Annotated in this window: 18 protein-coding genes; 9 read left to right on the top strand and 9 right to left on the bottom strand. The window is 48.2% G+C overall.

Annotated elements, in window-relative coordinates:
- The first annotated feature begins 77 nt into the window (after nucleotides 1-77).
- Together bdbD and ACXN9U_RS15505 are read left to right on the top strand one after the other, a co-directional pair.
- Nucleotides 78-749, top strand: a complete 672-nt coding sequence (gene bdbD / locus ACXN9U_RS15510) for a disulfide bond formation protein BdbD (RefSeq protein WP_060964274.1) — start codon at nucleotides 78-80, stop codon at nucleotides 747-749.
- Nucleotides 739-1,158 (top strand): disulfide oxidoreductase, encoded by a 420-nt coding sequence (locus tag ACXN9U_RS15505; protein ID WP_013353605.1) that lies wholly within the window; start codon nucleotides 739-741, stop codon nucleotides 1,156-1,158. The genes bdbD and ACXN9U_RS15505 overlap by 11 nt, the downstream gene beginning before the upstream one ends.
- Before the next feature lie 33 nt (nucleotides 1,159-1,191).
- On the opposite strand, the gene ACXN9U_RS15500 is transcribed toward ACXN9U_RS15505, so the two are convergent.
- Nucleotides 1,192-1,992 carry a zinc-dependent metalloprotease gene (locus ACXN9U_RS15500; RefSeq protein WP_060964275.1) on the bottom strand — a complete coding sequence of 267 codons (801 nt, stop codon included), beginning with the start codon at nucleotides 1,990-1,992 and terminating at the stop codon, nucleotides 1,192-1,194.
- A gap of 225 nt (nucleotides 1,993-2,217) precedes the next feature.
- Here ACXN9U_RS15500 and ACXN9U_RS15495 point away from each other — a divergent pair, with 225 nt between their 5' ends.
- The 5 genes from ACXN9U_RS15495 to ACXN9U_RS15475 all read left to right on the top strand — a co-directional run bounded on the left by ACXN9U_RS15495 (nucleotide 2,218) and on the right by ACXN9U_RS15475 (nucleotide 11,325).
- Nucleotides 2,218-2,826: a trimeric intracellular cation channel family protein gene (locus ACXN9U_RS15495; RefSeq protein ID WP_016937932.1), complete on the top strand. Its 609-nt coding sequence runs from the start codon at nucleotides 2,218-2,220 to the stop codon at nucleotides 2,824-2,826.
- A 153-nt stretch (nucleotides 2,827-2,979) separates the two neighbouring features.
- Nucleotides 2,980-5,295, top strand: coding sequence for an RNA polymerase recycling motor HelD (gene helD, locus ACXN9U_RS15490; protein ID WP_489201875.1), 2,316 nt, complete (start codon nucleotides 2,980-2,982; stop codon nucleotides 5,293-5,295).
- A gap of 175 nt (nucleotides 5,296-5,470) precedes the next feature.
- On the top strand, nucleotides 5,471-7,279 hold the full coding sequence (locus ACXN9U_RS15485) for an assimilatory sulfite reductase (NADPH) flavoprotein subunit (protein WP_489201874.1): 1,809 nt from the start codon (nucleotides 5,471-5,473) through the stop codon (nucleotides 7,277-7,279).
- Between the two features lie 27 nt (nucleotides 7,280-7,306).
- Nucleotides 7,307-9,022, top strand: coding sequence for an assimilatory sulfite reductase (NADPH) hemoprotein subunit (gene cysI / locus ACXN9U_RS15480; protein ID WP_045925965.1), 1,716 nt, complete (start codon nucleotides 7,307-7,309; stop codon nucleotides 9,020-9,022).
- A gap of 287 nt (nucleotides 9,023-9,309) precedes the next feature.
- Nucleotides 9,310-11,325: a Na+/H+ antiporter gene (locus ACXN9U_RS15475; protein ID WP_060964279.1), complete on the top strand. Its 2,016-nt coding sequence runs from the start codon at nucleotides 9,310-9,312 to the stop codon at nucleotides 11,323-11,325.
- A gap of 41 nt (nucleotides 11,326-11,366) precedes the next feature.
- Here ACXN9U_RS15475 and ACXN9U_RS15470 read toward each other — a convergent pair whose 3' ends face one another.
- Nucleotides 11,367-11,852, bottom strand: coding sequence for a hypothetical protein (locus ACXN9U_RS15470; RefSeq protein WP_016937938.1), 486 nt, complete (start codon nucleotides 11,850-11,852; stop codon nucleotides 11,367-11,369).
- A gap of 221 nt (nucleotides 11,853-12,073) precedes the next feature.
- On the opposite strand from ACXN9U_RS15470, the gene ACXN9U_RS15465 reads away from it, so the two are divergent.
- Nucleotides 12,074-12,904: an aldo/keto reductase gene (locus ACXN9U_RS15465; RefSeq protein ID WP_007410023.1), complete on the top strand. Its 831-nt coding sequence runs from the start codon at nucleotides 12,074-12,076 to the stop codon at nucleotides 12,902-12,904.
- 32 nt (nucleotides 12,905-12,936) lie between these two features.
- Here ACXN9U_RS15465 and ACXN9U_RS15460 read toward each other — a convergent pair whose 3' ends face one another.
- The 7 genes from ACXN9U_RS15460 to modA form a co-directional block, all read right to left on the bottom strand.
- The gene (locus ACXN9U_RS15460) at nucleotides 12,937-14,082 is read right to left on the bottom strand and encodes an ABC transporter permease (protein ID WP_060964280.1); all 1,146 of its coding nucleotides are present in this window, start codon (nucleotides 14,080-14,082) and stop codon (nucleotides 12,937-12,939) included.
- Between the two features lies 1 nt (nucleotide 14,083).
- Complete coding sequence (locus ACXN9U_RS15455) at nucleotides 14,084-15,178, bottom strand: ABC transporter permease (RefSeq protein ID WP_489201873.1); 1,095 nt, start codon at nucleotides 15,176-15,178, stop codon at nucleotides 14,084-14,086.
- A gap of 23 nt (nucleotides 15,179-15,201) precedes the next feature.
- A complete protein-coding gene (locus ACXN9U_RS15450) occupies nucleotides 15,202-16,137 on the bottom strand; it encodes an ABC transporter ATP-binding protein (protein ID WP_489201872.1) in 936 nt (311 codons plus the stop codon).
- A gap of 119 nt (nucleotides 16,138-16,256) precedes the next feature.
- The gene (locus ACXN9U_RS15445) at nucleotides 16,257-17,369 is read right to left on the bottom strand and encodes a sensor histidine kinase (RefSeq protein WP_489201871.1); all 1,113 of its coding nucleotides are present in this window, start codon (nucleotides 17,367-17,369) and stop codon (nucleotides 16,257-16,259) included.
- Complete coding sequence (locus ACXN9U_RS15440; protein WP_060964283.1) at nucleotides 17,366-18,013, bottom strand: response regulator transcription factor; 648 nt, start codon at nucleotides 18,011-18,013, stop codon at nucleotides 17,366-17,368. Before ACXN9U_RS15440 ends, ACXN9U_RS15445 begins: the two co-directional genes overlap by 4 nt.
- Nucleotides 18,014-18,106: 93 nt before the next feature.
- Nucleotides 18,107-18,790, bottom strand: coding sequence for a molybdate ABC transporter permease subunit (modB, locus tag ACXN9U_RS15435; RefSeq protein ID WP_489201870.1), 684 nt, complete (start codon nucleotides 18,788-18,790; stop codon nucleotides 18,107-18,109).
- Nucleotides 18,771-19,568 carry a molybdate ABC transporter substrate-binding protein gene (gene modA / locus ACXN9U_RS15430; protein ID WP_489201869.1) on the bottom strand — a complete coding sequence of 266 codons (798 nt, stop codon included), beginning with the start codon at nucleotides 19,566-19,568 and terminating at the stop codon, nucleotides 18,771-18,773. The genes modB and modA overlap by 20 nt, the downstream gene beginning before the upstream one ends.
- Before the next feature lie 117 nt (nucleotides 19,569-19,685).
- Here modA and ACXN9U_RS15425 point away from each other — a divergent pair, with 117 nt between their 5' ends.
- On the top strand, nucleotides 19,686-20,612 hold the full coding sequence (locus tag ACXN9U_RS15425; RefSeq protein WP_061862558.1) for a substrate-binding domain-containing protein: 927 nt from the start codon (nucleotides 19,686-19,688) through the stop codon (nucleotides 20,610-20,612).
- Nucleotides 20,613-20,616: the final 4 nt, after the last annotated feature.

Here is a 20,616-nt window from a genome sequence, read left to right as displayed (position 1 = left end):
GGTTGTCTTGGTAAAATAGAGAAGCGGGCCATCCGGCATCCGCTTCTTTTTTATTTTAAAAACAATGAGGTGTCTGAGTGAAAAAGAAACAATCGTCTGCGAAATTTGCGGTGATTCTGACGTTAATCGTTGTCGTTTTATTTGCGGCCATCGTAATTATTAACAACCAAACGGAAAAAGCGGGCGAAACAGCCGCCGAACAGCCTTCCATTAAAGGACAGCCCGTGCTCGGCAAAGACAGCGCGCCTGTTACGGTAGTTGAATTCGGAGATTACAAATGTCCGTCATGCAAAGTATTTAACAGCGATATCTTTCCGAAAATCAAAAAAGATTTTATCGATAAAGGCGACGTGAAATTTTCATTTGTGAACGTCATGTTCCACGGAACCGGCTCGCGTCTGGCGGCACTTGCCTCAGAAGAGGTGTGGAAGGAAGACCCGGCATCATTCTGGACTTTCCATGAGAAGCTGTTTGAAGAGCAGCCGTCAAGCGAACAGGAATGGGTCACGCCTGCATTGCTTGAAAAGACGGTCAAAAGCACCGCGAAAAAGGTTGATCCTGCCAAGCTGAAGGAAAACCTTGATAAAGAAACCTTCGCAAAAGAGCTGAAAGCTGACACTGACCTGAATGATAAATTAAACATCACGGCGACACCGACGATTTACGTAAATGACAAAGTGATTAAAGAATTCGCTAATTATGAGGAGATTTCAAAAACGATTAAGAAAGAGCTGAAAAATGAAAAATAGAATCGTATTTTTATATGCTTCTTGGGTGATAGCTCTTGTTGCCATGCTCGGCAGCCTATATTTCAGCGAGATCAGAAAATTCATACCGTGTGAGCTGTGCTGGTATCAAAGAATTCTCATGTACCCGCTTGTCCTGATTTTAGGAATCGCCACCTTTCAGGGTGACACGCGCGTGAAAAAATATGTGCTGCCGATGGCCGTCATCGGCGCGTTTATATCGATCATGCATTACCTTGAGCAGAAGGTGCCCGGTTTCAGCGGCATCAAGCCGTGCGTCTACGGCGTGCCTTGCTCCTCTGAATATATTAACTGGTTCGGTTTTATTACCATTCCATTCTTAGCATTGACGGCATTTATTCTCATTATTGTCTGCATGTGTTTTGTCAAAGCAGAACGCACGGCAAAATAAAGAGCCTGCTCCATGGGAGCGGCTCTTTTTCTATTATCTGTACCAAGCTTTGTTAGTCTCAATCTGTCTGTTATGGGAACTGTCCCAAATATCCACGGAATAGGCATAATCATAATTCATGACGCAGCGGATGCCGCTGCCTTGGGCGTCATGCTGAAGTCCGAAATTATGGGAAAACTCGTGCTGGGCCGCTTTCGCCGTGTTGGCCGTTCCTTGATCAAGGTTCACGCTGAAAGCCGGGCCGCTAGGTTTGCCGTTATATACATACGCGATACCGCCGGCGTCAAAACTCGATTTTGCGGTAAAACCGACGACAAAATGATAATTTTGATTTCTGAAGCTGCTTTGGAGATTTGATAAAATCTGAGAACTGTTTGAGCCGGAGGAATTCCAGGCTTGCACGGCCTGTACGACAAAATCAATGTTATGATCACGGTTGAAGGCGACATCAGCCTGCTCCACGATCTGAACGATTCGCGTTTGCCAGTCGCTGTATTTGGCGCGGTATTCAGCGTCCGCCACCGCCAGCACTTTGACCTTCTGAGAGCCCGTGCTGGCTTTAGTTGAAGCTTTATCCTGATTGACATTGGCGTCGAATCGTTTCGTTCCGACCTGCTTACCGTTTTCATCCAGAATTTTTGTATCAACCGTCTGTTCAATCTGAACCGGACCTTTCAGATCTTTAAAATGATCGGCTTTCGGAAGCGGGTCCGTATACACCGTTTTGGCCGGCTCCGCATGAGTGTGCGAATGCGTATGGTTTTCGGCTGACGGCAGGCCGGGTATTAATCCGGCGGCCAATAAAACTGGAAAAACAAGTGAACTGATTTTCATCTTATAACCCCCCTTTTTTGTTAAGAGAAGGTATTCAATGAAACTTCCATTAAACCTCCTAGTATAGTATAAAATAGGAAAATATTCTCGCCTCCAGCCATGCTGAATGCAGTTGTCCCGATTTTGGAATCAGAATCTTTCAAAAACAAGGTTGATTTTAAGAGAAAGCGATTATAAAATCTAATGGTCGTCAGAAAATTTAACAAATAAAAAGGAGCATATGGAATGGCCTGGGAGCTGCTTAGTGTAATCGGCATCATTGCGTTTGCGGTCAGCGGAGCGATTGTTGCGATGGAAGAGGAGTATGATATTTTAGGCGTGTATATCTTGGGGATTGTAACGGCGTTCGGCGGCGGAGCCATCCGAAACCTGCTGATCGGTGTTCCGGTCTCCGCCTTGTGGGAGCAAGGCGCGTTTTTTCAAATCGCTCTCGCATCAGTTACGATTGTCTTTTTGTTTCCGAAGCTGCTGTTAAGACATTGGAGTAAATGGGGCAACTTATCCGATGCCATCGGGCTTTCGGCGTTTGCCATCCAAGGCGCTTTATATGCCGTGAAAATGGGCCATCCGCTCAGCGCGGTGGTTGCGGCCGCGGTGCTGACCGGAAGCGGGGGCGGTATCATACGGGATCTGCTCGCGGGCAGGAAGCCCCTTGTGCTCAAGTCGGAAATTTATGCAGTCTGGGCCGCACTCGGAGGATTAATCGTGGGCCTCGGCTGGGCCGGGAATGCCGCAGGTTTGTATGTGCTGTTCCTAGTGCTTGTGGCATGCCGCATCTGCAGTTATGTTTTCAGGTGGCGCCTGCCGATTCGTTCCTATCATATAGATCAGTAAAAAACCGATTTCATAAAAGAAATCGGTTTTTTTGCATAACGGATAAAAAAGACGCCCGATATGATAAGAAAAAGGGTATTTGACTATAATGCTGAATAATATGTTTGTGTAAAGAAAGCCGGATTTGTCAGCTTGATGTCGGAGGTGCCGCTGATGGCAAAACGTGATGAAGAATGGAAAGAAGAGCAGGAAAGAATCAATTTTGTCATGAAGGAATTGGATCAGAAACAAACGCGTCTTGAAGCATCATCGGGCGGATTGAAGCAGGATATTGTCGGCCTGAGAAAAACGTTTTGGGATGATGTCACGGTTAATTTGGATGATGCCCATGAAGCGGCGGAAACATTTTCAAGCATTAAACAGCAGGCTGAAATGCTTTCAGAACGTGAACGGACGCATCGGCTTCAATACCGGCAGCTTCAAAAAATCCAAAAGCTGAAAGCCTCTCCTTACTTCGGCCGTGTCGATTTTACGGAAAAAGGGGAGTCCATTGCCGAGCAGATTTATATCGGGCTGACTTCTTTAATGGATGAAAACAATGAGCATTTTCTCATTTACGATTGGCGTGCGCCCATTTCATCTCTTTACTATCAATATTCCCCGGGAAAAGCCCGCTATGAAGTTCCGGAAGAAACGATAGAAGGCGACATCACACTGAAGCGGCAGTTTATCATTAAAAACGGGACGCTTAAAGCGATGTTTAACACGGATATGACGATTGGTGACGAAATGCTGCAAGAGGTGCTGAGCGGCCATTCCGGCCAGCAGATGAAAAACATCGTGTCAACCATCCAAAAAGAACAGAATGAAATCATTCGTGATGAAAAAAGCAAATATCTCATCGTTCAGGGAGCCGCCGGAAGCGGGAAAACATCCGCGGCGCTTCAGCGGGCCGCTTACTTGCTGTACCGCGGGCGCGGTGTGCTTGACGCCCGTCAGATCGTGCTGTTTTCTCCGAACATTTTGTTCAACAGTTACGTTTCCGCCGTATTGCCGGAACTGGGAGAAGAAAATATGGAGCAGGCCACGTTTCAGGAATATATCGCCCGCCGGCTCGGACGAAAGTTTGAATGTGAAAGCCCGTACGAACAGCTCGAATATTGCTTGACCGAGCAGAATCAGGAAGCCCTTTCCGTAAGGCTCGAAGCCATTGCTTACAAAGCGTCACCAGCTTTTCAGGCCATGATTGACCGTTATGCCGGGTCGCTTTCGGTCTCCGGCCTGATATGTAAACAGATCAGCTTCCGGGGAGACATCCTGATTTCAAAAGAGCGGATTGAAGCCTATTTTTATTCGCTTGATAAGCAGCTGCCGATTCCGAACAGAGCGGAGCTGACGGCGGAATGGCTTCTTACGGAAATCAGCGCACTCGAAAAAAAGGAGCGTAAGAAGGAATGGGTGCTGCAGGAGAGTGAGCTGCTTGATAAAGAAGATTATGCTGAGGTTTATCAAAAACTTAAGAAGCAAGCGGCGGATGACGAACCTGTATTTGACGACCACCAGCGTGAACAGTCCCTGCTTGGCGCCATTATTGTCCGCAAAGCTTTTAAACCGATTAAGCAGGCCGTCAGACAGCTCGGCTTTCTCGATATAAAACGGATGTACCTCCGGCTGTTTTCAGACTGGGGAGCTGATGAAAAGCCCGATCATTGGCAGAGCATCGGGGCTTTAACCCGCAGCGCATTTGCAGAACGGTCGCTCCCGTATGAAGATGCCGCTCCGTATCTGTATTTGCAGGACCTGATAGAAGGAAAAAGAATAGATACACAAATGAAGCACGTCTTCATTGATGAAGCGCAGGATTATTCCTCTTTTCAGCTCACGTATATTCAAAGCATCTTCCCGGCTGCAAAAATGACGGTGCTCGGTGATGTCAGCCAGTCGATTTATGCACACACCATTACCGGTCCTTCTTCACTCGCCGGCTGCTTCCGCAATGGCGCAGAGAAGTATGTCAGCCTGAAGAGGACTTACAGATCGACGCGGCAGATTGTTGAATTTACGAAAGCGCTGCTGGCTGACGGTGATGACATTGAGCCTTTTAACCGGAACGGGGAAAAACCCCGGGTTCTGCGGGCGGATACTGAAAAAGAGCGCCGCGAGCAATTGACTCAAACAATACGGGAGCTCAGGCAAAAAGGCCGGGAGACGATCGCAGTCATCTGCAAAACGGCTGCGGAAGCGAAAAAAGTGTTTCAGACAGTCAGCACCGGGAGCGGTGTCCGTTTGATCAATAAAGAAAACCAGCCTTTTCAAAAAGGGGTATGCGTCATTCCCGTGTATTTGGCAAAAGGCATTGAGTTTGACGCCGTCATTGTCGCTGACGCCTCTGCTGCCCAGTATAAAAGCGGGCATGACCGCAAGCTGTTATATACGGCCTGCACGCGGGCGATGCATCATCTGACCGTGCTGTCTCCGGGAGAACTCTCTCCTTTTATAAACGAAGTGCCCGCCGGCTTATTCGTGTAAGCCCTTTGCCCAAGTGCAAAGGGCTTTTTATCATTAGTAATCTTAATCATTATCATCATGATTATATATTTTACTTACACACAAACTTTCGGTAAAGTTTCAATTAGAATATTATTTTGACAATTCCTATAGAAATAACGTACGTTACGTTTAATTCCTTGTGAGGTGGATATCGTTGCAACTTCAGGTCATGAACAGTCCGTTTAATCAGGAGCAGGCAGAGCTCCTTAACCGCCTTCTGCCGACCTTGACAGAATCACAGAAAATCTGGCTGAGCGGTTATTTGGCTGCGGCCCGGTCCGAGTCCGGTGAAGCAGCCGCACCCGCTCCCCAGTCTGCGGCAGAAAGCCCGGCAGTCTCGAAAGAAGTGACCGTATTATACGGATCGCAAACGGGAAATGCGGAGGGTCTTGCGAAACAGACGGTAAAGACGCTTGAGGAACGGGGATTCCAAGTCACCGTCGCGTCGATGAACGATTTTAAGCCGAATAATCTGAAAAAAATAAACAATTTACTGATCGTGGTGAGCACGCACGGAGAAGGCGATCCGCCGGATAACGCGCTGGCTTTTCATGAATTTCTTCACGGCAGACGCGCGCCGAAGCTTGAAGCGCTCCGTTTTTCCGTTTTGGCGCTCGGGGACAGCTCGTATGAATTTTTCTGCCAGACCGGCAAAGAGTTCGACGAGCGTCTTAAAGAGCTCGGCGGCACGCAGCTTGCGCCCCGGGTTGATTGCGATCTTGATTATGATGAACCGTTCTCAGAATGGCTTGATGCGGTTATCGGCGGCCTGAACGAAGGAGCGGGAAACCAAACGGCTGAAGCTCCTGCCGAGACGCCGGCTTTCGGTGAATCCGTTTATTCCAGAACGAACCCGTTTCGGGCGGAGGTTCTTGAGAACATCAATCTGAACGGGCGCGGTTCGAATAAAGAAACACGCCATCTGGAGCTTTCGCTTGAAGGATCGGGTCTCGCGTATCAGCCCGGGGACAGCCTCGGCATCTATCCGGAAAATGATCCGGCGCTTGTGGATGAGCTGATCAATGAGCTGAAATGGGACCCACAACAGGAAGTGGCGGTGAATAAGCAAGGAGAGACCCGTCCGCTGAAAGACGCGCTTACTTCTCATTTTGAAATTACAGTGTTAACAAAACCGCTCTTGCAAAAGGCCGCGCAGTTTACGACTGACAAAAAGCTGAGTGAACTTCTGGCCGAAGGAAATGAAGAGCAGGTGAAAGCATACATCAACGGCCGTGACCTGCTTGATCTCGTCCGGGATTTCGGTCCGTGGGAAGTGTCCGCGGAAGACTTTCTTTCTATCCTGCGTAAAATGCCGGCCCGGCTCTATTCGATCGCAAGCAGTTTAGAAGCGAATCCGGAAGAAGTGCATCTGACCATCGGAGCGGTCAGATATGACGCGCACGGCAGAGAACGAAAAGGCGTCTGCAGCATTCTGTGTGCGGAAAGACTCCAGCCGGGAGATACGCTTCCGATTTACATTCAGCACAACCAAAACTTCAAGCTGCCGGAAAACCCGGATACACCGATCATCATGGTCGGACCGGGGACAGGCATCGCGCCGTTCCGTTCCTTTATGCAGGAGCGTGAAGAAACCGGAGCTGAGGGGAAAACATGGCTGTTTTTCGGAGATCAGCACTTTGTCACTGATTTTCTGTATCAGACGGAATGGCAAAAATGGCTGCAAAACGGTGTACTCACAAAAATGGACGTCGCTTTTTCCCGGGATTCGGAGGAAAAAGTATATGTGCAGCACCGTATGAAAGAACAAAGCAAAGAGCTGTATGAATGGCTGCAGCAGGGAGCCGCCGTATACATCTGCGGTGATGAACAGCATATGGCGCATGACGTGCACCAGGCGCTTCTCGATATCATTCAGGAAGAAGGCGGCATGAGCCGTGAAAAAGCGGAAAGCTTCCTGGCAGACATGCAGCAGAAAAAACGCTATCAGCGTGACGTATATTGATTTTGGTTTGAAAGGAGCTTATTCAGCATGGTGAACAACATTTTAAAAGCGCCGGAAGGCCCTCCAAGTGATGTTGAGGAAATTAAAGAAAAAAGTGATTATTTGCGCGGCACATTGAAAGAAGTCATGCTCGACCGGATTTCAGCCGGCATCCCGGACGATGACAACCGGCTGATGAAGCATCACGGCAGCTACCTGCAGGATGACCGCGATCTCCGCAATGAACGTCAGAAACAAAAGCTTGAACCGGCTTATCAATTCATGCTGCGCGTCCGAATGCCAGGCGGTGTGTCAACTCCGGAACAATGGCTTGTCATGGATGAACTGGCGCAAAAATACGGAAACAATACATTAAAGCTGACAACGCGCGAAACGTTCCAAATGCACGGAATTTTAAAATGGAACATGAAAAAAACGATTCAGAAAATCAATGAGGCGCTGCTTGATACCATTGCGGCCTGCGGAGATGTCAACCGAAACGTCATGTGCGCTTCAAATCCGTATCAGTCTGAAATCCATGCGGAAGTGTACGAATGGTCGAAAAAACTGAGTGACGACCTTCTTCCGCGCACGAGAGCCTATCATGAAATCTGGCTTGATGAGGAACGGGTGGCGGGCACTCCTGATACGGAAACGGAACCGATGTACGGGCCGCTGTATTTGCCGCGGAAATTCAAAATTGGAATCGCCGTGCCTCCGTCCAATGATATTGATGTCTTTTCTCAAGATCTCGGCTTCATTGCGATTGTAGAAGAAGGCAGACTGATCGGATTCAACGTGGCAATCGGCGGCGGTATGGGAATGACGCACGGTGATACGGCCACTTATCCGCAGCTTTCAAAAGTCATCGGCTTCTGCAAACCGGAGCAGCTGTATGATGTAGCGGAAAAAACCATTACGATTCAGCGTGATTACGGAAATCGTTCCGTCAGAAAGAATGCCAGATTTAAATATACTGTTGACCGTCTCGGTCTGGAAAATGTAAAAGCAGAGCTGGAGAACCGCCTCGGCTGGCAGCTGGATGAGGCGAAACCTTATCATTTTGACCATAACGGCGACCGTTACGGATGGGTGAAAGGCGTAAAAGGAAAATGGCATTTTACGATGTTTATCGAAGGCGGCCGTGTCACGGACTATGAGGATTATAAGCTGATGACGGGATTACGTGAAATCGCCAAAGTCCATACGGGAGATTTCCGTCTCACCTCTAATCAAAACCTGATTATCGGCAATGTGACGAGCGAGAAAAAGAATCAAATCAGCGCATTAATCGAACAATACGGTCTGACAGACGGCCGGCAGCATTCCGCCCTGCGCCGCAGTTCAATGGCTTGCGTCGCGCTTCCGACATGCGGGCTCGCGATGGCCGAAGCGGAGCGGTATCTGCCGAAGCTGATTGATAAAATTGAAGCCATTGTTGACGAAAACGGACTGCGGGATGAAGAGATCACCATCCGTATGACTGGCTGCCCGAATGGCTGCGCCCGCCATGCGCTCGGCGAAATCGGATTTATCGGAAAAGCGCCGGGAAAATATAATATGTATTTAGGAGCTGCATTTGACGGCAGCCGTTTAAGCAAAATGTACCGGGAAAATATCGGTGAAGAGGAGATTCTCAGTGAGCTCCGCACCATTCTGCCGCGTTATGCGAAAGAGCGTGAGGAAGGCGAACACTTTGGAGATTTCGTCATCCGTGCGGGCATCATTAAAGCGACAACAGACGGAACGAATTTTCACGAATAAGATGAGCTGCTGAAACAATTTACTAAACAGTAAGAACGCAGCCGTGCGAAAAGCTTGTTTTCATAGAAAACAGGCTTTTTCTTTTTTCGGAAAAAAGTAGCCGAAGGCAAAAAAAGTTCCCCGTGAGCACGTTATGAGAAATTTTAAATAAAAACGGGTAAAATAAAAGAAGAATGGTTGTGTGCGGGAAATATACCGGGCCAGCCCGGTAATTGGCTCCGGCCTTTGACAGGGGCCATGAGAACAGGCAATGATGATTCAATGCAGCAGATGAAGGAGGTCATGCTTTGCACATATTTTTAGTCGTACTCGTACTTTTAACCATCATTGCGATCTCCAATATTATAAATCGGTTTGTCCCCTTTATCCCGGTGCCTTTGATTCAGGTGGCGCTCGGTATCATTGCGGCGTCATTTCCGCAGGGGCTTCATTTTGAACTGAATACCGAATTGTTTTTTGTTTTGTTTATCGCTCCGCTGCTTTTTAATGATGGAAAACGGACGCCGCGTGCGGAACTTTGGAATTTAAGAGCGCCGATTCTGCTTCTCGCGCTCGGGCTCGTATTTGCCACGGTCATTGTCGGCGGTTACACCATTCATTGGATGATTCCGAGCATTCCGCTGGCCGCCGCGTTCGGGCTGGCGGCGATCCTGTCACCGACTGACGTTGTTGCGGTCAGCGCGCTGTCAGGGCGTGTGAAGATGCCAAAAGGCATTCTGCGTCTCCTTGAAGGAGAAGGGCTGATGAATGACGCATCCGGCCTGGTCGCTTTTAAATTTGCGATTGCGGCTGCCGTGACGGGCGCATTTTCGCTGGCGCAGGCCGCGTTCAGCTTTGTTTTGATTTCAGCCGGCGGTTTACTCAGCGGTGTCGTCATTTCTTTTTTGATTATCCGTTTCCGGCTGTTTTTGCGCCGCCTCGGCATGCAGGATGTCACGATGCATATGCTGATTCAAATTCTGACGCCGTTTGTCATTTATCTGGCGGCTGAAGAAATCGGCGTTTCCGGCATTTTAGCGGTTGTGGCCGGCGGCATCACGCATGCGGTGGAGCAGGATCGTCTTGAATCAACGATGGTCAAACTGCAAATCGTCTCTTCAAGTACGTGGAATATTATTTTGTTCATTCTTAACGGTCTTGTTTTCGTCATATTAGGAACGCAAATACCGGATGTGGTTTCTGTTATTTTTAATGATACCGCGTTTAACAATATGATGGTTATCGGGTACATTATCGTCATTACGCTGACGTTAATGATTCTCAGATTTTTGTGGGTGCTGTTTTTTTGGAACGGCAAGTGGTTTTTTAACAAGGATCAGAGCATTTATAAGCCCGGCCTGCGCTCCACACTGCTGATTTCAGTTTCAGGCGTCAGGGGAGCGGTCACGCTTGCGGGTTCCTTTTCCATTCCGTACGTGCTCTCCGACGGCTCGCCGTTTCCTGAACGGAATTTGATTCTCTTTTTAGCCGCAGGCGTTATTTTGTGCACATTGGTGCTGGCGACAATCGTACTGCCGATTCTGACAGATAAGCCGGAAGACAATGCGAAAGAGAAGAAAGTCAAATTGCTGACAGCGAGACGGAAGCTGATAAAGGCTGCTTTATCGGCCATCAAAGAAAATATGAATGAGACTAACAAAACGGCTTCTTTTGCGGTCATTGCCGAATACAATGAGAAAATGAAAAATCTCAGGTTTCAGCAGTTTACCGTAAAAAACCGCACGAAAAAAGATGAGCGGAAAGTCCGCGCCCAAGGGATACAGGCTGAACAGGAAGAACTGCTCCGGCTGATTGAGCGGGGCGACATCCCGGAAGAAACGGCTGACAGCCTCCAGGAACGGTTTGATGAACTGGAAGTGCTGTATACGAATCCGTTTAAAGTCGGCTTATCTAAGAAAAAGCTGAAACGCCTGATGTACTGGATCTTTTTCGGTGAACAAAAAAAGCCGGAAATGTCGATTTTAAATGAAGAAGGCCTCATTCGCGCCACAAGGGTTAAAACGGCAAAAGCGGCGATTGAAAGCCTGAAAAAACACATGACCGAAGAAAATAAAGATGTGACGCTTGCCGTCATTTCCTTTTACAATCACCTGATTTTCAGGCTGGGGCACTCGTATCACGAACAGAATCCGAGCCGCCGTTTTGAAAATCAAAAACTTGAGATCAAACTGCGGGCCGTGCAGGCCATCCGCAATGAAATCCAAACATTATTCGAAGAGCGGGAAATCTCCCGCGACATGTCACATGAGCTTCGCCAATACATCAATGATGTGGAAGCGGCGATGCTTGACGGAGATGAATAAATGAAAAAAAGTCCGGCATCTGTGTGCCGGACTTTTTTACATTACGGACGATGGAATTCGACGTGATCGCCGTCGCGGTCAAACCAGCCTCTGAAGGCCCAGTTGATCCAGCCGCCATCGCCTTTGTTGGTGAAGCTTCCGTCTTCAAACACCCAAATGCCGTATGTGATGCCGTCATAAACGGCGGAACCGTAAAACTGAACGCCGTTAAAATGATCTTCATATTCCTGGCTTAAATTAAACACCATGACATTATATTTTTGTCCTGAAGCGTAGAATGAAGATTCCATTAAGTTTTTGACGAAGCCGTCTCGGTTTTGCGCCGACTTAATCGCGTCAGCAATCGAATTGCCGATGCCGAGCAGGTCAACATCAATGTTTAAACCGACATCTTTTGCAGAGACATCTGACTTTTGCTGTGCCATGTTTTGAGGGACCGGGTTTTCTTTTGCGGATACAAAGGACAGAGGAGTCAGGGACAAAGCGGCGCCAAGGGCAACGGACATTGGGATACGTATACGTTTCATCGTATTTCCTCCTTCGATTGTTTGGTGGCTGCATTAGCGATTTACCCGGTCAGTTACCGGGCTAACCGGATTTTTTGAAAAATAGGAAAATAATAACGCTAGTGGTACCGGAGTACTAAAGATGGTTTCTGTTATAACGATGAGCGTATAATTGGTTTCATACGGCGTAAATGTGAGATAATAATAACCGTTTACATAATGACTAGAAAGGATGGTTCAACGTGGCAAAAAGCTTAAAAGATACTGTAAAGCTTCATAATGGCGTTGAAATGCCGTGGTTCGGCCTTGGCGTATTTAAGGTGGAAAACGGAAGCGTAGCGGCGGACTCTGTCGAAGCGGCAATCAGAAATGGCTACCGCAGCATTGATACGGCGGCAATTTATAAAAATGAAGAGGGCGTCGGCGAAGGCATCAGAGCTGCGGGCGTTGCCAGAGAAGAGCTGTTCATCACGTCAAAAGTGTGGAATGAAGATCAAGGATACGAAACGACACTTGACGCGTTTGAGAAAAGCCTTGAGCGCCTCGGCCTCGATTACCTTGACCTATACCTGATTCATTGGCCGGGCAAGGATAAATATAAAGACACATGGCGCGCTCTTGAAAAGCTGTACAAAGACGGCAAAATCCGCGCGATCGGCGTCAGCAACTTCCAAGTGCATCACTTAGAAGAACTGCTGAAAGATGCTGAGATCAAGCCGATGGTCAACCAGATAGAATTCCACCCGCGCCTGACTCAAAAAGAAGTAAGAGATTTCTGCAAAGCGCAGGGCATTCAAGTGGAAGCATGGTCTCCATTGATGCAGGGACAGCTCTTAGATAACGAAGTGCTGTCACAAATTGCGGAAAAACATAACAAATCGGTCGCTCAAGTGATTTTGCGCTGGGATCTTCAAAACGAAGTCGTTACCATTCCGAAATCCATTAAAGAGCACCGCATCATAGAAAATGCCGATATTTTTGATTTCGAACTGTCACAGGAAGAAATGGAAAAGATCAGCGCATTGAACAAAGATGAGCGTGTCGGCCCGAACCCGGACGAGCTTCTGTTCTAAGAAAAAACAGCCCTTTACGGGGCTGTTTTTCTTTACATAAATGTCTGTGTCTGACGTTTTACGCTGAACCTGTATGCGGCTATTAATAACAGGGCGGCGGCGAAGGCTCCCAAAATGATGATGTTCAGCGTCAGGCTTTGGAGCGTGCGGCCGTGCTGCAATTGATCCACCGTATCAAGCACCCAGCGCTGAGGCAGAAATTCGGCGATTGTCTGCACTGTTTTCGGCATAATATTGCCCGGAAAAAAGCAGCCGGCGAGCAAGCATGTCGGCACAACGATCAAATTCAAAAGCGCCGATGCCGAAGCGCTGCTGTTGGAAAAACCGACGGCAATAAAGGCGATACCGATTGCGCTTAATGCAAACAGCATCATCAGGATGAACAGCTGCCACAGCGGGAATGACGGATGAATATGAAAAGCGGCGCCCATAAAGAGAACGGCGAATAGAATTTGGACGGCCATGATAATGATATTCACCGCTGCGTTTGCCAGTACATATTGCTTTGATGTGATCGGCGTTGACAGAAGCCTGTAGTACGTCCTGTTTTCCCGCTCTTTAATCATCAGTTCCGTCAGGTTGCCGGCGGAATAGAGCATAATGATAATGAGATACCCGATGACTGAGTAAGTCATTTCTTTATGGTTCGATGTATCTTGTAAAACAGCGGACTCCGTTTGAATCGGAGAATGCTTGAAATCGGCGTACATCGCCTGAAAGGCCTTTGCGTCCCCGCCGGAAGATTTGCCGATTGAGGCGGCGCTGTTCATATAATTGTACAAATAAGAGCTGACATATCCGGTGACCTGGGCGCCTTTCAGCGAGGTCATGCCGATGTGAGCCGGTTTCCCGTCTTTTACGCTTTGGGAGAAGCCTTTTTCAAACGTAATGAGCGCCTCCATTTTTCCTGAAGCGATCTTGGATGTGGCGGACGCAGCCGTTTCCTCCGAAATCTTCACATGATCCAGTCCTTTTAAAAACGTGACCGTATCCTGTGCCACTTCTCCGCCGTCCTGATTGAGAATGCCGATATTGAGCGTTTCGGCTCCGCCGTTGGCATTGGTCATGAAGGAGAGGAAGACGCCGATCAGCGGAGCCCCGATATAAAGAATAAGCTGTTTTTTGCTTTTTGTAATCCCTTTGAGAGTGTGTGCAAACAGCCACCAGAAGTTTTTCATATTACAATCCCTCCCGTCTTTGAAACGTAAATGCGGCGATCAGCAAAAAGAGTGCCGCCAATGCTGTATTTAAACCGAGTGCAGGCCATGCCGCTGATACATCATTTGCGTAAATGATGTTGTTAATCGCCTTATTGATCCATGATAAGGGCGACAGGACGGAAATTCCTCCGCCTTCATATTTGTAATAGGCGCCGCCGATAATGGACATCACCTGAACGATGATGACGGTGATTAATCTGGCGCTTTCGGGTTTTCTGGTCAAATAGCTCAGGCTGAGCCCGAAGCTGACGGCCAAAAGAATTTCAGAAACGAGAATCAGAAGCACAAGGCCCATGTGGCTGCCCCAATTCGCTTTTAAGATAAATTTGCTGAAGGCGACAACGGCAAGAATCGTCAGAACATTCACAGCCAAAATGCCGAGCATCTTTCCGAGAAAGATATCGCTTTTTCGGAGCGGAGCGGCAATCAGGCGATCGGCTGTGTGCCGTATTCTTTCCCCGCGGAACAAGGTGCTTGCAAAAATCGAGGCGTACAGCCCGATCATCGTCGTCATGGACACCGCGTAAAAATCTTTCGCTTTCGGTTCCTTCGCTTTGTTTAAAGACGTCTGCTTCATATAATCGCTTTTTATTTGTCCGGCGACCGGTGCCTTATGCGCCTTGTATGCGGCGGCGCCTGCTTTGTATTGGTTGGTAAAAGCGGTCAGCATGCCTTGGACGATCGTGCCGTTCATGCCGCTCCGGTCATTTGTATAAACTTGAAAACCGCTGTTTTTGACAGTGACGAAAGCATCCGCCTGATTTTCACGAACGTCGTTTTTGCCTTTTGCCTCCGTGTCCGCTTTGTGAAAATAGACATGCTCTTTTTTTGCGGCTTTCATAAACTCAGTAAAATCATGAGAAAGCGGTCCGTTTGACTGGTCCGTATATTCGACCTTGATGTGTCCGACCGTCACCTCTGAATCAAAGGCGTTTGATAATGCCGCAGAGAGAATCATCATAAAGACGATCGGAAAAGCAAGCATGAAAATAAAGGTCCGTCTGTCACGGAAACTGATTTTGATTTCTTTCCCGGCGATGTGCAGAATATTCATTTGCAATCCTCCTTTCAGTTGAGTCAGTCGCGCAGGCTTCTGCCTGTCAGTGTGAGAAATACCGTTTCTAAGTCAGGGGCCTGTTCCTGTAAAGAGCGGATTTCAATTCCTTTGTCCATGAAGTACCGGATCAGGCGGTTTAAATTGTTGACCCCTGTGTCAGAGCTGATTTTCACGCTGTTTTCTTCCAGTGCGGCGGCTCTGACGCCGGGAAGATCCTGAATATCGCCGAGGCTGATACCGTTTCCGGATGACAGCTCAATCACGACGTCCTTTGTGTCGGTAATGATGGAAGTCAGCTGTTCCTTTGTGCCTTCTGCGATGACTTTCCCGTGGTCAATGATGGCGATGCGTGTGCATATTTCTTCAACTTCCTCCATGTAGTGGCTCGTGTAGATGATCGTGCAGCCCATTTCATTCAGCTTTTTCACTGATTGCAGAATATAATTTCTTGATTGCGGGTCAATGCCGACCGTCGGTTCATCCATGATGATCAGTTTCGGCCGGTGGGCAAGCGCGCAGGCGATATTGAGCCTGCGCTTCATTCCGCCGGAAAAATGCTTCGGCAAATATTTGTGTTTATCGCTCAAGCCGACGAATGTCAGGGCTTCCTCGACCCGTTCTCTCAGAGCCGCCCCTCTCAGGCCGTACAGCCCGGCGAAGAACTTCACATTTTCATAGGCGTTTAATTCTTCGTAAATCGCGAGGTCCTGAGGGACGATGCCGATATTCATTTTCGTTGCTTTGCTATATTTGAAAATATCTTTTCCGAGAAACAGAATGTCTCCGCCTGAAGGTTTTAAAAGACCTGAGATCATATTGATCGTCGTGCTTTTTCCGGCTCCGTTTGCGCCGAGAAACCCGAAAATCTCACCTTCTTTTACGGCAAGCGACATCTGGTCAACGGCGGCATAATCACCGAATTTCTTACTCAGCTGTTTGAGCTCCAAAATGTTCATGTTTCCACCTCTATGTCTTGTGATGCTCTTATTATAAAAAAAAGAATGAACGGCCGTTAGTGCAGCTGTTCATTCCTTTGACGTGAGAATCTTCATATTTTTCACATGAAAATATTCACTTATTCAACCGGAAGCAATGTCGTGACGGAAAAACCGGCCGTGCCGTCAAAAATAACGGTTCCGTGCAAGACGGCCGCCCGTTCTTCCATACCGAGCATGCCGAGGCCTTTTTTAAAGCGGACGGCGCCGTTTCCGTTATCTTTGACTTCCGCTTTCACGGCTTTGTTCAGCACATGGATATCAATGAAAATCTGCGTGGCATCGGCGTATTTCATTGCATTGGTCAAGGCTTCGGTTACGTTTTCCTGAATGACTCTCCAATGCATTTGCGTCAGCCTGTCCAAATCGCCTTGATGCGTAAACGGAACCGGCATCCCGTTTTTGGCCGAAAATTCATCAATAAACGTTCTTAATCTGTGAATGCCCATTTGTTCAGCGGGCGGTTTCATATTTTTCAGTGTTATGCGGATATCCTCTATGCCTTCTTTGGAAATGGTAATGGCGTTTTGGAGCAGTTCAGCCGCTTTGTCCGGATGGGAGCCGAGCATCCGTTTCGCCGCTTCCATCTGAATGAGCGCGCCTGTCATGGAATGGCCGATTTTGTCATGGATGGCTTGGGACAATCTGTTTCTTTCTTCGAGTTTGCCGGTATACTCCGATTGTTTGATATATTCTGTGCTGCTGTGCAGCTGTTTCGTCAGTTTTTCAATGCTTGAGCGCATGCTGTCTGACTGCTCTTCATATTTTTTCAGCCGGTCGCTGGACCGGGCGGCCAAAACGAAAATCGCCAGACAGAACAATGTCGTGACGGTATACGTCGGAAGATCGCCGTACGGGATAAATAAAAACGGCAAAAACACGAGCAGGCAGAACACATAGCGGTGAACCGGATATTCGGCAAGAACGGCAAAAATGGCGGGCGGCAAAAGAAACAGAAACGCCGGATGGCCTCCGGCGGAAAGCAAGGCGGTCAATGCCAGCGTCATGAGGGTGATCCCGCGCCTCCAAGCGGTCGGCCTGATCATGCAGACCGCAATGCCCAGACACAGATAAAGCAGCAGAAACAAGACGGCGTACGGCATGTAAAGGCGGTCGGCCGATACGAACAAAAAGGCCGTATAAAAAATGACGATCAGTCTGCTCATCAGCATCCAAAAATCCAAACCGTTCAACGCTCGTTATCCACCTTCCCGGTGATATAATAAATTGCGATCTGCGTTCTGTGCTCAAGACCGGTTTTCCCTAAAATAGATGAAATATAATTGGCCGTCGTCCCTTCAGAAATGAAAAGCTGTTTTGAAATTTCTCTGTTCGACAGGCCTTTCGCAATAAGCGACATGATGCTGAGCTCTCTTTCAGTAAACTGGCTTTCATCAATCTGATGCGCGGCTTCCGCCGGGCGGGAAAGGCTGTCTTTTATTTTATCCAGCACGGTGTCCTGAAGGATGCTGTGCCCGTTGAAGACGCTTTTGATCGCATCGCGGATCCGTTCCGGCTCGGTATTTTTTAATAAATATCCTTTTGCGCCGTTTTTAATCGCTTCTAAAATATACTCGTCGTCGTCAAATGTCGTCAGGATCATCGGCTTCGTATCTGTTTCCTCCGCGATCCGTTTTGCGGCTTCGACGCCGTTCATCACCGGCATGCGGACGTCCAGCAAGGCGATATCGACGGGATTGTGTTTACAATACTCTGCCGCCTCTAATCCGTTTTCCAGCGTTGCCGATACTGTAAATTCCTCATATGTATGCAAAATGATTTTCATTCCTTCTCTGATGAAAGAATTATCATCCGCGATAATGACATTAATTTTCATAGCCGCACCCTTTGTGTGTTTTTGTTTCATTATATACCATCCGATTTTAAATCAAAAAGCCTCCCGGCGAAATGTGGTCGGAAGGCGGATCGGTCAATCCGGTTTTTTCAGTTGGATGAAAAACAGCATCAGAAAAGAAATAATCATTATACAGATCACCCACACCCAGGCGAGTGTTTCATTGCCGGAATCCATCGCGACGTAAATCGCTGTCGGCAGCGTTTGGGTGACGCCCGGGATATTCCCCGCAAACATTAAAGTCGCCCCGAATTCACCTAGCGCCCTTGCGATACTGAGAATGCTTCCGGTCAAAAGGGACGGAAAGGCAAGCGGGACGGAAATACGGGTGAACACCTGCCATCTGCCGGCTCCGTCTATTTTCGCCGCTCCTTCGATGTCAGAATCAACCGCGGCGAAACCCGTTTTGGCAGACTGATACATAAGCGGGAAGGCGACAATGGCCGAAGCGATCACCGCGGCCCACCACGTGAAAATGACGGGCTGGTGAAAAATACGCTCGATCGCCCGGCCGATAAAGCTGTGTTTCCCGAAAATGATAATGAGGATGAAGCCGACAACGGTAGGCGGAAGAACGAGCGGGAGCATAAACAGCGTCTCCACAGCCGTTTTTCCGGGAAATCGCGCTTTCGCCATCCAGGCGCCTGCAAGCGTTCCGAGAAGGATGACGGCGATGCCCGAAGCCAAAGCCACCTCAAAAGACAATACGACTGGGGTAAAAAACTCCGAAGCCGTAATGTTACTTGGCAGTAAATCCATATTTCTTAAACACTTTCATCGCTGCATCTGACTGCAGATACTGATAAAACGCTTCTGCTTCTTTACGGTGCTTTGTATCCTTGACGATGCCTAGCGGATACACGATCGGATCGTGCGTTTTCGCCGGTGCTTCATCGGTGATTTTCACCTTTTTCGAAATCAGCGCGTCTGTTTTATAGACAAGCCCGGCATCGACATTTCCGGTTTCAACATAAGAAAGCACCTGGCGGACGTCTTTTGCATAGACGACTTTATCTTTTACCTTGTCCCACAGGGATAATTTAGTCAATGACTGTTTGGCGTATTGTCCGGCCGGAACGGATTCAGGCGTGCCGAGCGCGATTTTTTCCGTGCTGTCTTTTTTCAGGTCATTCAGATGTGTAAGGTGTGCGCTGTTTTTCTCAGGCACGATCATGACCAGATCGTTTTTCAAAAGGTCTGTGCTGTCCTTTTTGTCGATATCGCCGTCATGAACAAGCTTTTCGAATTTATCTTCGGCTGCCGAGAAGAATAAATCAGCTCCCGCGCCTTGGGAAATTTGTTTTTGCAGTGTGCCTGATGATCCGAAGTTGTCTTGAATGGCCACGTTTGAATGTGATTTTTCGTAGTTGGTTTGGATTTCTTCAAGCGCGTCTTGAGCGCTCGCCGCCGCGGAAACGGTCAGTGTTACTTTTTCGTTTTGTCCGCCTTTGGCCGATTGTCCGGATGAGCAGCCCGCAGTTGCGAGGAAAACGCCCATAACCGCAGTTGTGAATAGTGTCGCTTTCTTTTTCAACATTGTGCACCCCTTATAACTGAATATCATTAGATAAAACTAATTATAACGTAATTGTACGTGAGGGTGCGGTTTTTTTTCAATATCTGAACCGTTATAATAAAAACGGAGCGTGATAATATGACAGAAGCCACTTCCTATACAATAGAAGAAGTTGCGGGCCTTTTGAAGGTCTCAAAACTGACAGTATATGATTTGATAAAAAAAGGACTCATTCCGGCGTACAGGGTCGGAAGACAGATGAGGGTCGATGAAGAGGACTTAAAACAATATAAAGCAAACATGAGAATGTCAAAAAAGCCATCCGTATCAGAAGCTGCTGACCCGTCCCGCGGGCGGGAGCCGGAAAAAAGGCAGTCCGTTATCATCAGCGGGCAGGATGTGTCGATGGACCTCCTCAGCAAACAGCTGGAACAAACAATACAGGCGGCTCCGCTCCGCAAGTACAGCGGCAGTTTGAACAGCCTGATCGAGATGTACCGCGGGGCTTGTGACATCGTCAGTCTGCATTTGTACGATGGGGAGACGGGGCAGTATAACATCCCGTACGTGAAGCGCATTCTTTCAGGGGAGCCGTTTGCGCTTTTTCATGTCGTGCTGCGGCAGGCCGGATTATATGTGAAAAAGGGCAATCCGCTAAACATTCAGGGCTTTCAGGACTTGAGCCGAAAGGATGTCCGTATCGTCAATCGCGAAAAAGGATCAGGCGCGAGGGTGCTGCTGGATGAACAGCTCAGATCTTTCGGTATTACGCCGTCTGATGTCGCCGGCTACCATGACATTGTCACTGATCATCTGTCAGCGGCTTCACAAGTGTCAAGCGGAAAGGCGGATATCGGAGTCGGGTCGCAGCATGCGGCGCATATGGCAGGCACGGACTTTATCCCGGTGATCAGTGAACAGTACGATGTGGTCGTCTTAAAACAAAACCGGGAGCTTGTTCAAAGCGTGCAGGACATCCTCAATTCTGAGGAATTCAAGTCTCAGCTTTCTCAATTATCCGGATATGATACGAAAATGACAGGACGGCTCATATATGAAACATGAAAAA

The sequence above is a fragment of the Bacillus sp. BACIII genome, assembly GCF_057836745.1.
This window is presented reverse-complemented; position numbering and strand designations above follow the sequence as displayed.

What these genes read in the sequence shown, in the direction of transcription:
- ACXN9U_RS15505 (WP_013353605.1), top strand. Translation starts at nt 739, where the DNA reads ATGAAAAATAGAATCGTATTTTTATATGCTTCTTGGGTGATAGCTCTT.
- ACXN9U_RS15500 (WP_060964275.1), bottom strand. Translation starts at nt 1,992, where the DNA reads ATGAAAATCAGTTCACTTGTTTTTCCAGTTTTATTGGCCGCCGGATTA.
- ACXN9U_RS15495 (WP_016937932.1), top strand. Translation starts at nt 2,218, where the DNA reads ATGGCCTGGGAGCTGCTTAGTGTAATCGGCATCATTGCGTTTGCGGTC.
- helD (WP_489201875.1), top strand. Translation starts at nt 2,980, where the DNA reads ATGGCAAAACGTGATGAAGAATGGAAAGAAGAGCAGGAAAGAATCAAT.
- cysI (WP_045925965.1), top strand. Translation starts at nt 7,307, where the DNA reads ATGGTGAACAACATTTTAAAAGCGCCGGAAGGCCCTCCAAGTGATGTT.
- ACXN9U_RS15470 (WP_016937938.1), bottom strand. Translation starts at nt 11,852, where the DNA reads ATGAAACGTATACGTATCCCAATGTCCGTTGCCCTTGGCGCCGCTTTG.
- ACXN9U_RS15460 (WP_060964280.1), bottom strand. Translation starts at nt 14,082, where the DNA reads ATGAAAAACTTCTGGTGGCTGTTTGCACACACTCTCAAAGGGATTACA.
- ACXN9U_RS15455 (WP_489201873.1), bottom strand. Translation starts at nt 15,178, where the DNA reads ATGAATATTCTGCACATCGCCGGGAAAGAAATCAAAATCAGTTTCCGT.
- ACXN9U_RS15450 (WP_489201872.1), bottom strand. Translation starts at nt 16,137, where the DNA reads ATGAACATTTTGGAGCTCAAACAGCTGAGTAAGAAATTCGGTGATTAT.
- ACXN9U_RS15440 (WP_060964283.1), bottom strand. Translation starts at nt 18,013, where the DNA reads ATGAAAATTAATGTCATTATCGCGGATGATAATTCTTTCATCAGAGAA.
- modB (WP_489201870.1), bottom strand. Translation starts at nt 18,790, where the DNA reads ATGGATTTACTGCCAAGTAACATTACGGCTTCGGAGTTTTTTACCCCA.
- modA (WP_489201869.1), bottom strand. Translation starts at nt 19,568, where the DNA reads ATGTTGAAAAAGAAAGCGACACTATTCACAACTGCGGTTATGGGCGTT.
- ACXN9U_RS15425 (WP_061862558.1), top strand. Translation starts at nt 19,686, where the DNA reads ATGACAGAAGCCACTTCCTATACAATAGAAGAAGTTGCGGGCCTTTTG.